This window comes from Faecalimicrobium dakarense (genome assembly GCF_000499525.1).
GTDB classification, from domain to species: Bacteria; Bacillota; Clostridia; order Peptostreptococcales; family Peptostreptococcaceae; genus Faecalimicrobium; species Faecalimicrobium dakarense.
Genome location: NZ_HG529409.1, coordinates 25,995 through 36,107, shown reverse-complemented (window position 1 = coordinate 36,107; position 10,113 = coordinate 25,995). Strand labels below are relative to the sequence as shown.

Sequence of the window (10,113 nt, the reverse complement as noted above, 5' to 3'; positions counted from 1 at the left end):
CTTTTTATATATCAAATTATATATTTTTTATAGCTTGAGTTAAGTTTGGAACTAATTGTTTCTTTCTAGAAACTACACCTTCAGCGAATACTCCTTGATGAGCTTCAACATTAAAAGCATCAGATATTATACTATCATTAGCCTTGTATATTAAATAAGAGCCTTCTTTTATTATGTCAGTTAAAGCTAAAACTAACATATCATATTCAGATGCATTTATATAAGCTAAGAAATCATCTTTTTTAGCTAATATAGAATCTATATCTAAAGTAAATACTTGTCCTATACCAACCCTTTTTTCGCTCATATTGAATTCTTTAAAGTCCATATTTACTATTTCTTCTATACTGAATTCATCTAAAGAAGTTCCTGATTTAAACATTTCCATAGCATATTCTTCCATATTAACGTTAGCTATTTTACTTAATACTTCACAAGCTTCTTTATCTTTATCAGTAGTAGTTGGAGATTTAAATAATAATGTATCTGATAATATAGCAGATAATAAAAGACCAGCTATATGATAAGGAATCTCTACATTATTTTCTTTAAACATATTATATATTACCGTACAACTGCATCCAACAGGCATAACTCTAAAGCTTATAGGTACATCAGTAGCTATTCCTCCTATTTTATGGTGGTCAACTATCTCAACTATATTAGCATCCTTTATATCATCAGCACTTTGAGCGTATTCGTTGTGGTCAACTAATACAACATCTAATCCTTTTACTGAAGTTGATAAAACTTCTGGAGCATCAACTTTGAAGTAATCTAAGACGAACTGAGCTTCTTTTCTAACCTCTCCTAAAGCGTAAGGCTTTGCATCTATACCTAATTGATTTTTTAAGTAAGATAATGAAATTGAAGAACATATAGAATCTGTATCAGGATTCTTATGTCCAAAAACTAATAATGACATATTAAAATTTCTCCTCTCATAAAATAATATATACTAAATTAGAAATATACTATTTTAATTTACAAAATATTTTATACTTAAATCGCTAATTTTAAATAAGCGACATCATGAGCGTATTTGCTAATAACAAAAATTATTATATCAAAAGGAGGGAGTAATGTGTTACAAAAACGAAAAAAAATTAAGATATTGCTCATATTATTACCCATTTTATTGCTGGTAATAACAACTGCATGCTCTATACATAAATATAAAAGTAATCAAAACGTATATAAGGATACTACAAAGGTTATAGATACCATAAGTCAAGTGCTAGATATAAATACAGTAAAGTATAACTATAGTAATGTTGTTACAGTAAAAAAAGATAAAAGTATAAATGATATAAAAATTCCTTTCACAGAAAAATCATTTGTAATTAAGTATAATGGGGTAATAAATGCAGGGGTAAGACCTGAAAACATAAGTGTAATTAAAAATACAGGAGATAAGATATTAGTTGAAATAAAAAAATGTGAAATACTAGACCACTATATAGATAATGATAATTTATATGTATACGATGTAAAAAGTTCTATATTTAACAAGTTAGGAGTACAAGAAGTTTTTGATGATGTTAATAAATATAAAAAAGAATATGAAAAAAAGATAATAGATGAAGGTTTTATAGATGAAGTAAAAACAAATACAAAATTAAGTATAGAAAATATGCTTAAAAGTATAGGATACAAAGAAGTAGAGGTTATTTTTAAATAAAAATTCATTAAAAATGCAAGATAGTTGACTATTTTTTAACTATCTTATTTTTTTGATAAAACAAAAATATAAATGAAAGTTTAAACAACGTTGAAAGATTAGATTCTGAACGTTTTTTTTATTGAAATAAAATAAAAACGTTTTCATTATATGACATAGATAAAAAAATAACAAAACATATTGACATAAATAATCGTGTAATGTATTATCTAACTATAGCAAGTTTGTTAATTAACTAACGTAGTTTTATATAAAAAATTATTGGGAGGAATTGATTATGACAAAGGAAGTAAAAAAAGCTAAAGTAGAGGCAAAGCAAGAATTTAGTGTAGAGAATATGATTAATGATTTAGTAACAAAAGCAAATGTAGCTAAGAATGCTATGCTAAAGTTAGATCAAGAAGCGATAGATAAAATTATAGGGGCTATGGCTAAAGCAGGTCTTGATAAACACATAGAGCTTGCTCAAATGGCAGTAGAAGAAACTCAAAGAGGAATATTCGAAGATAAAGTAACTAAAAATATATTCGCAACTGAATATGTTTATAATAGTATAAAATACACAAAAACAGTTGGAGTTATCGAAGAAAACGATGAAGAAGGATACATGATGGTTGCAGAACCAATAGGTGTTGTAGCTGGAGTTACTCCTGTTACTAATCCAACTTCAACAACAATGTTTAAATCGTTAATATCGATAAAAGGAAGAAATCCAATAATATTCAGTTTCCATCCATCAGCTCAAAAATGTTCAGCAGAGGCTGCTAGAATATTAAGAGATGCAGCTGTAGAAGCTGGTGCTCCAGAAAATTGTATCCAATGGATAGAAGCACCATCATTAGAAGCTTCAAGTGCTCTTATGAAAAACAATGGAGTATCATTAATATTAGCAACTGGAGGACCTGGAATGGTTAAGTCAGCTTATTCTTCAGGAAAACCAGCATTAGGAGTTGGAGCAGGTAACGTACCTTGTTTCATAGAAAAGACTGCTGATGTTAAGCAAGCTGTAAATGATTTAATATTATCTAAGTCATTTGACAATGGGATGATATGTGCTTCAGAGCAAGCAGTTATAGTAGAAGAACCTATATACAATGATGTAGTAGATATAATGAAAGGATATAACTGTTACTTTGTAAATGCAAAAGAAAAAGAATTATTAGAAAAAACAGTTATAAACCCAGAAACTAATTCATTAAATCCTAACATAGTTGGACAAAGTCCATATACAATAGCAAAAATGGCAGGATTTGAAATACCAAAAGATGTAAAAATATTAGTAGCTGAAATAGGTGGAGTAGGAGCAGACCATCCATTATCTAAGGAAAAGTTAAGTCCAGTACTTGCTTGTATAAAAGCTAAAGATGCTAAAGATGGTATACAAAAATGTGTTGAAATGACAGAATTCGGTGGATTAGGTCACTCAGCAGTTATACATTCAAACGATGATGATATAATACTAGAATTTAGTAATAGAGTAAGAACGGGAAGATTATTAGTAAATGCACCATCTACTCACGGTGCAATAGGAGATGTATATAACGTGAATACACCATCATTAACTTTAGGATGTGGATCTATGGGTAACAACTCAACTACTGATAACGTATCAGCTGTAAACTTAATAAACCTTAAGAAAGTTACTAAGAGAAGAGTAAATATGCAATGGTTCAAAGTACCAGATAGAATATATCATGAAGTTGGTTCAGTACAATATTTAGAAAAATTACCAAACACAGAAAGAGTTATGATTGTAACTGATAGAATGATGGTTCAATTAGGATATGTTGAAAAATTAGAATATCATTTAAGAAAAAGAAGAAATCCAGTTATGATAGATATATTCTGTGATGTAGAACCAGATCCATCTGTAGATACAGTATTAAATGGAGCTGAAGCTATGAGAAAGTTCAAGCCTGATACTATAATAGCATTAGGTGGAGGATCTGCAATGGATGCTGCTAAGGGGATGTGGTTATTCTATGAAAATCCAGAAGCAGATTTTGAAGATTTAAGATTAAAATTCATGGATATAAGAAAGAGAATATACAAGTTCCCTAAATTAGGAAGAAAAGCTAAAATGGTAGCTATACCAACTACTTCAGGAACTGGTTCAGAGGTTACATCTTTCGCAGTTATAACTGATAAAGTAAACAATGTTAAATATCCTTTAGCTGATTATGAGTTAACTCCAGATGTAGCTATAATAGATCCAAACTTTGTAATGACAGTACCAGCAGCTGTTACTGCAGATACAGGATTAGATGTATTAACTCATGCTATAGAAGCTTATGTATCTGTAATGGCAACAGATTACACAGATGCTTTAGCTATAAAAGCTATAGAAATGGTATTTGAATACTTACCAAAATCATATAAAGGAGCTAATACTGCAGAAGGTAAAGAAGCTAGAGAAAAAATGCACAATGCTTCTTGTATGGCAGGTATGGCATTTGCAAATGCATTCTTAGGAATAAATCATTCATTAGCTCATAAATTAGGATCAGAGTTCCATATACCACATGGTAGAGCTAATGCAATATTATTACCTCATGTAATAGAATATAATACGACTATGCCGACTAAGTTTGCTGCATTCCCTAAATATAAGTCTTTCGTAGCAGATAAGAAATATACTGAAATAGCTAAGTATTTAGGATTAAAAGCTAACACTACAGAAGAAGGTGTTAAGAGCTTAGTCGAAGCTATAAGAAGCTTAATGAAGGAAGTAAATATACCAATGACTGTAAAAGAATGTGGTATAGACGAAGAGACTTACTTTGCTGCAATAGAAAGATTAGCATTAGATGCATTTGATGATCAATGTACTCCAGCTAACCCAAGACTACCATTAGTAACTGAGTTAGTAGAAATATATAAAATAATATATGGATCAAAAAAGTCAAATACGCCAAAAAATAAAAAAGAAGAATTATGCAAAGCTTAATAGCAAATGCATTTTAAATAAGAATTAATATAAATATCAAAATAGGGGGGGCCATTAAGACCCCTTTATTTTGATAAAAAAATATAATTGATTTTAAATATAATAAAAACTAATAATTTGAAAAATTCAGAAAATTAAATTGACTTGAAGTAACAAAGCTAATATAATTTATATAAATAATATAAAAAATAAAAGGGGCCTATTAAGGCCCCCTTATTATTTTATAGAAGATTTATTTATAACGACTTTTTCAAGGTCATTTTTTATACTTATTATTGAATCTTTATAATCAACTTCAAAATTGGCAAATGCAGAGAATAAATCTATATCTCTCATTAGATGAACAGTCATAAGATTATTTTCTTTGCTAATTCTAAGTATTAATGATCTAACAAAAGGGAATTGTATTCTAGATGAAAATAAATTAGAACCTTGAGAATTTACATCCAAACTACGGTAATTTATATCTATAAATAAATCAATATCATTTTCTTCTTCTCTGATTATTCTATATTCAAAGTCTGTATCTAAGTTTAAGTTTCCTATTTGTATCATGGTTATACCTCATTTCTTATTTTGATTTGGCAAGTTGTCTATATTATTTATATAAATAATTATATCTTATATACAAAAATATAAAAAGAGCTTCCGTTGGGGGAACGGAAGCTCAAATTGGGGGAGATTGAGTTAAATATTTAATTTTATACTACTATTATGGACACCTAAAATTAATTTATACATATTTGTAAAAAAATTTAGAAATTTTAAAACTTTATTTAAATATAAAAAAGGATGCGAAAACATCCTTTTAATTAATTATCTTTTTTTATTTATAAATTTAGGACCAAGATATTTTTTTATATCTTCGTCAGATGAAAAATCATCTATAAGGATTTCTTTACCTGATTCTTCAAGTATAACTAAAACCTCACAATCACCTTGTAAGAAGAACTTTCTAACTGTTTCTTCTCTAACTTCTCTAACCTTAGTTATATTCTTTTTTTGTTTTTCATAATCCTTAGTGAAGTAACTATCCATCATGTTTATTATTTTTGTATATCTATTCATAAAATGCCTCCTATAATTAATCATAAAAAATGTGTTATAATAATTGTTTGTATTAACCTAATAATTATAACAAGGAGTAATAATAATGACTAGTATAAAAAAGATTGATATATTAAATTGCATAGATTATTCTAAGGAAAATGAATTATTAAATAAATTGAATAAAGTATATAATTCTTTACCAAGTGGAAATTGCAGTGGGTGTGGAAACTGCTGTATGGAATCTGTTGGAATCAATTTAATAGAATTTATAAATATATTTGAATACTTAAAAGGGAACAATGAATTAAGAAAGAAATGTTTAAGTAAGGTATTAGAATATTATTTTTTTGAATATATAAAAAAGAGTCCTTGTCCTTTTAAAGATGAAAACAATAGATGTTTAATATACGAAGTTAGACCTTTAAATTGTAGATTATTTGGTCATTGGAAAAAAGAAGACTATAATAAAAATTTATTAAATGTTACAAAGAGAAACTTAGACTATAAAAAGCTAATGAAATCAAAGTATGGATTTGATATCAGTGATGAAGTAGTAAATTATAAAATAAATTATTGTGAGAGTTTTAAACCGGAAAAAGATTACTTAGATAAGTCAACAAGGCTTAACTTTTCAGATGAATTAATGACCTTAGATTCGAAATTATACTCAAAAGGTATTATAGATATAGAATTTAAAGACAGAGGAATAGTTGAATATTTCATTGAAAGTCTATTGAACGAAAATACAGCTTATAACATAAAAATAAGAGTATCAAAAGAGGAAGCTATAAGAATAAGAACTGTAAATAGACTTAAAAAAATATTACTATAAAGTAGGAGCTAAAATGGACTTAACAAATATAAAAGAAAATACTTTTTATATAAAAGGTGGAACAAATACAGGTATATATTTATATGATGATAATAGCGCGCTTATTATAGACCCAGGGTTATGTGGCTTAAGGCCCAAAAGGATAATTGATGTACTAAAATCAAATAATATAAAACCAAAATTTATAATAAATACACATGAACACAACGACCATTATGGTGCATGCAACCAATTTAGGGAAGAATATAAAGATTTATCAATAATATCATCAAAATATGCAAAATTATATATAGAAAATCCAGAATTATTTTCTAAATATATAATAGGTGGAAAAAGTAATAAATTTATGGATGGTAAATTAAGAAATAAATCATTAGACGAAGTACAAATAGATGAAGTTATAAGTGAAGGAGTAATAGAATTAAATAATGTAGAATTTAATATAATAGATTTTAAGGGGCATACACCTGGTAGCATAGGTATACTAACAAAAGATAAAGTATTGTTTGTAGGTGACCTTTTAATAGGTGAGGATATGCTTAGTAAATATGACTTTTTATTCATGTATGATATAAAAGATCAAATTGACTCATTAGATAAACTTAAAAATATAGATTTTGATTACTTAGTAGTTAGCCATGGAAGGAAAATTATATCTAAATGTGAAAGTTATAATTTAATAAATAAACATAAAGAAGCTATAGAAAAATACTTAAATCAAATAAGAGAGCAATTAAAAGAGCCAATAGGGTTAGAAAATTTACTTAAAAATATTATAAAAAATAATAACTTAAGTAATAATTATAAAGAATATCACTTTTTTAAGTCTTCATTATTATCTATAATAAGTCATTTAGCTGACTTAGAAGAAGTAGAATATCTTATAAATGAAGGAGAATTGCTTTATTATACACAAAAAAAATAAATTATGTTAAAATGAGTATAACTGGAAAAATATAATAAAGGATGAGCGAGATGGAATACAAAAAGTGGGACGAAGTATTAGCTCCTTATGAACATGCAGTTGAAGAATTAAAGGTAAAATTTAAGAATATAAGAAAAGAATTCCTAGCAAAAGGGGAATACTCTCCGATAGAATTTGTAACAGGCAGAACTAAAAAGATAGCTTCAATAGTATCAAAGGTTAAGCGTTTAAATATACAAGATATAGAAGCTGAAATGGAAGATATAGCGGGTATTAGAATAATGTGCCAGTTCGTGGAGGATATATACACTATAGTAGAACTAATTCAAACTAGAAGCGATATGTCTATAGTATACGAAAAGGACTATATCGAAAATTTTAAAGATAGCGGATATAGAAGCTATCATGTAATAATAAAGTACCCTATAAATTCAATTGCTGGATCAAAGGAAATTTTATGTGAAATACAAATAAGAACATTAGCTATGAACTTTTGGGCAACAATAGAACACTCTTTAAAATATAAATATGAGCATTATATACCAGAAAATTTAGCAGTAAGGCTAAGAAGGGCAGCAGATGCGGCATTCTTACTGGATCAAGAAATGAGTGAAATAAGAGAAGACATAATGAAAGCACAAGTTATGTATCGAGTAAAGTCTATAACAGTAAGAGATGTTTTAAATAAAATTCAAGAATTATATAATGTGGGAGAGACTCATAAAGCTATATTATTTCAAAGAAGATTAGATAAAATCGATAATGAAAGAGATATAACAGAAATAATTAACTTAAAAAAAGAAATAGATGGATTGTTACAACAATATAAAAAATAACTAGAGGGTTATCCATGCCAGTGGATAGCTTTCTTTTTTAGATGGAAAGTAAACTAAAGGGACATTAGAAAGGATTATGAATATGAGCTTATATGCAATAGGAGATTTACACTTTTCAACGGCAGTGGATAAACCGATGGATGTATTTGGTGATAATTGGATAAACCATGAAAGTAAAATTATTGACGATTGGAAGGCCAATGTAAAAGAAGATGATTTAGTCTTAGTTCTAGGAGATACTTCATGGGGAATAAATTTAACTGAAGGAAAAGCAGATTTAGATATAATAGATAACTTACCAGGTAAAAAGATTTTTATAAAAGGAAATCATGATTATTGGTGGACAACAGTTACAGGATTAAATAAATTATATGATGATATGAAGTTTTTACAAACTAATTTTTATGAGTATAAAGATTATGCAATATGTGGAGGAAGAGGATGGATTTGTCCAAATGATGTAAAGTTTGATAAAAATGATGAAAAAATCTATATAAGAGAAGAAAATAGATTAAGATTATCATTAGAATCAGCTCGTAAAAAAGGATATTCTAAGATAATTGCAATAACTCATTATCCTCCAACTAACGATAAGCTTGAAGAATCTTTATATACTAAGTTATTTGAAGAATATAAAGTTGAAAAAGTTATATACGGTCACTTACATGGAAAAGAATCTTTCAAAATGGGGCTAAAAGGTACTAGAAATGGAGTAGAATATGTACTTGCCTCTTGTGATTATCTGGACTTTAATTTAATAAAAATAATGGATTAATAAATTAAAAAGTTGTAAATAATATAAACTAAATGGATAAAAATAGGTATAATGGATCATTTTAGTTCCATATACATGAAAAGGAGATTGTTATTAATGAGATGGATATTAGTATTCTTATTTTTATATCTTATACCCTTAATAGTTCTATTTAGGAATTACAACAACTTTAAAAGATCTTGTATATACAGTAGTATTTATATAGTGCTAGTAAGTACAATAGTAATAACAAATATGTATATGAGTGGTTTAAATAAAATAAGAGAGGCTATGTATTATCAAAACTATGCCTTTGATGAACGATATAAAGATAAATATGCTTCAAATTTTGAAAAAGATTATGAGGAGCAAGATAAAGAAAATAAAAAAGAAAAAACTACTAGTAATGTAGAAATAGATAATAAATCTAGCAACGAAAATGAAGTTGCAAAAAATAATGATAAATCTGATAATAAAGTTAAAGAAGATAATGATTTATCAAAAAATGATAAAATAGAAGAAGTGTCTATTACTAAAGAAAAAACGGATAAAGAAATTGTAACAGAATTTAAAAAAGAAATATATGATATAGAAACAGTAGCCTTAGTTCCTATGAGAGACTGTATGCCATATACTAAAAATATATCTGAAAATCTTAAGCATTTAGATAGTATAGAAGAAGACGTAGAATATGCCCAAAAGATGTGTAAAGAAGTTATATCTATGTATGATGATATGAACATACCATCTCTTTCAGAGAAAGATTATACACAAGTACTATATAATGCTAGAGATGATGTTAAAAAAGCATATGAATTAAGGGAGAAGGCTATGGAATCTGCTTCTAAACTTATAGAAACTAAAAATCCTAAATATATAGGAAAAATAACAGAGTACTTAAAATTATCAGATAAACATATAACTAGTTTTAAAGAGAGATTAAGTGATTTAAATGATAAAATGTAATAAATCTATTTAAAAGCTTACCTTTTAAGGTAAGCTTTTGGTATTATATACATATACTTAAATTATATATTTTGATTTATAATTTAACATATGCTATAATGTCTTAACTATAAATCAGATGG

General features: G+C 27.1%; 10 protein-coding genes. 7 read left to right on the top strand and 3 right to left on the bottom strand.

All coding sequences use genetic code 11. The features are described 5' to 3' along the window. Positions 1-16: 16 nt before the first annotated feature. Positions 17-925, bottom strand: coding sequence for a manganese-dependent inorganic pyrophosphatase (locus BN899_RS15225; RefSeq protein ID WP_042277179.1), 909 nt, complete (start codon positions 923-925; stop codon positions 17-19). Between the two features lie 159 nt (positions 926-1,084). On the opposite strand from BN899_RS15225, the gene BN899_RS15220 reads away from it, so the two are divergent. Next, positions 1,085-1,681 carry a DUF4230 domain-containing protein gene (locus tag BN899_RS15220; protein ID WP_042277177.1) on the top strand — a complete coding sequence of 199 codons (597 nt, stop codon included), beginning with the start codon at positions 1,085-1,087 and terminating at the stop codon, positions 1,679-1,681. A 277-nt stretch (positions 1,682-1,958) separates the two neighbouring features. Beyond that, positions 1,959-4,628 (top strand): bifunctional acetaldehyde-CoA/alcohol dehydrogenase, encoded by a 2,670-nt coding sequence (adhE, locus tag BN899_RS15215; protein WP_042277174.1) that lies wholly within the window; start codon positions 1,959-1,961, stop codon positions 4,626-4,628. A gap of 216 nt (positions 4,629-4,844) precedes the next feature. Here adhE and BN899_RS15210 read toward each other — a convergent pair whose 3' ends face one another. Continuing rightward, positions 4,845-5,183 (bottom strand): hypothetical protein, encoded by a 339-nt coding sequence (locus tag BN899_RS15210; RefSeq protein WP_042277172.1) that lies wholly within the window; start codon positions 5,181-5,183, stop codon positions 4,845-4,847. A 261-nt stretch (positions 5,184-5,444) separates the two neighbouring features. Next, on the bottom strand, positions 5,445-5,696 hold the full coding sequence (locus tag BN899_RS15205; RefSeq protein ID WP_042277170.1) for a hypothetical protein: 252 nt from the start codon (positions 5,694-5,696) through the stop codon (positions 5,445-5,447). Between the two features lie 85 nt (positions 5,697-5,781). Between BN899_RS15205 and BN899_RS15200 the strand changes: the two genes are divergently transcribed. From BN899_RS15200 to BN899_RS15180, 5 genes are all read left to right on the top strand, one after another. Continuing rightward, the gene (locus BN899_RS15200) at positions 5,782-6,510 is read left to right on the top strand and encodes a YkgJ family cysteine cluster protein (RefSeq protein ID WP_042277167.1); all 729 of its coding nucleotides are present in this window, start codon (positions 5,782-5,784) and stop codon (positions 6,508-6,510) included. Positions 6,511-6,523: 13 nt separating this feature from the next. Further along, positions 6,524-7,435: an MBL fold metallo-hydrolase gene (locus BN899_RS15195; RefSeq protein ID WP_042277165.1), complete on the top strand. Its 912-nt coding sequence runs from the start codon at positions 6,524-6,526 to the stop codon at positions 7,433-7,435. Between the two features lie 50 nt (positions 7,436-7,485). Next, complete coding sequence (locus BN899_RS15190) at positions 7,486-8,271, top strand: GTP pyrophosphokinase (RefSeq protein ID WP_042277163.1); 786 nt, start codon at positions 7,486-7,488, stop codon at positions 8,269-8,271. 82 nt (positions 8,272-8,353) lie between these two features. Continuing rightward, positions 8,354-9,046 carry a metallophosphoesterase gene (locus BN899_RS15185; protein WP_042277161.1) on the top strand — a complete coding sequence of 231 codons (693 nt, stop codon included), beginning with the start codon at positions 8,354-8,356 and terminating at the stop codon, positions 9,044-9,046. Positions 9,047-9,142: 96 nt separating this feature from the next. Then, on the top strand, positions 9,143-9,991 hold the full coding sequence (locus tag BN899_RS15180) for a hypothetical protein (RefSeq protein ID WP_042277159.1): 849 nt from the start codon (positions 9,143-9,145) through the stop codon (positions 9,989-9,991). Positions 9,992-10,113 lie beyond the last annotated feature (122 nt).

Coding starts and splice junctions, on each gene's coding strand:
- BN899_RS15225 (WP_042277179.1), bottom strand. CDS start 925: ATGTCATTATTAGTTTTTGGACATAAGAATCCTGATACAGATTCTATA.
- adhE (WP_042277174.1), top strand. CDS start 1,959: ATGACAAAGGAAGTAAAAAAAGCTAAAGTAGAGGCAAAGCAAGAATTT.
- BN899_RS15210 (WP_042277172.1), bottom strand. CDS start 5,183: ATGATACAAATAGGAAACTTAAACTTAGATACAGACTTTGAATATAGA.
- BN899_RS15205 (WP_042277170.1), bottom strand. CDS start 5,696: ATGAATAGATATACAAAAATAATAAACATGATGGATAGTTACTTCACT.
- BN899_RS15200 (WP_042277167.1), top strand. CDS start 5,782: ATGACTAGTATAAAAAAGATTGATATATTAAATTGCATAGATTATTCT.
- BN899_RS15195 (WP_042277165.1), top strand. CDS start 6,524: ATGGACTTAACAAATATAAAAGAAAATACTTTTTATATAAAAGGTGGA.
- BN899_RS15190 (WP_042277163.1), top strand. CDS start 7,486: ATGGAATACAAAAAGTGGGACGAAGTATTAGCTCCTTATGAACATGCA.
- BN899_RS15185 (WP_042277161.1), top strand. CDS start 8,354: ATGAGCTTATATGCAATAGGAGATTTACACTTTTCAACGGCAGTGGAT.
- BN899_RS15180 (WP_042277159.1), top strand. CDS start 9,143: ATGAGATGGATATTAGTATTCTTATTTTTATATCTTATACCCTTAATA.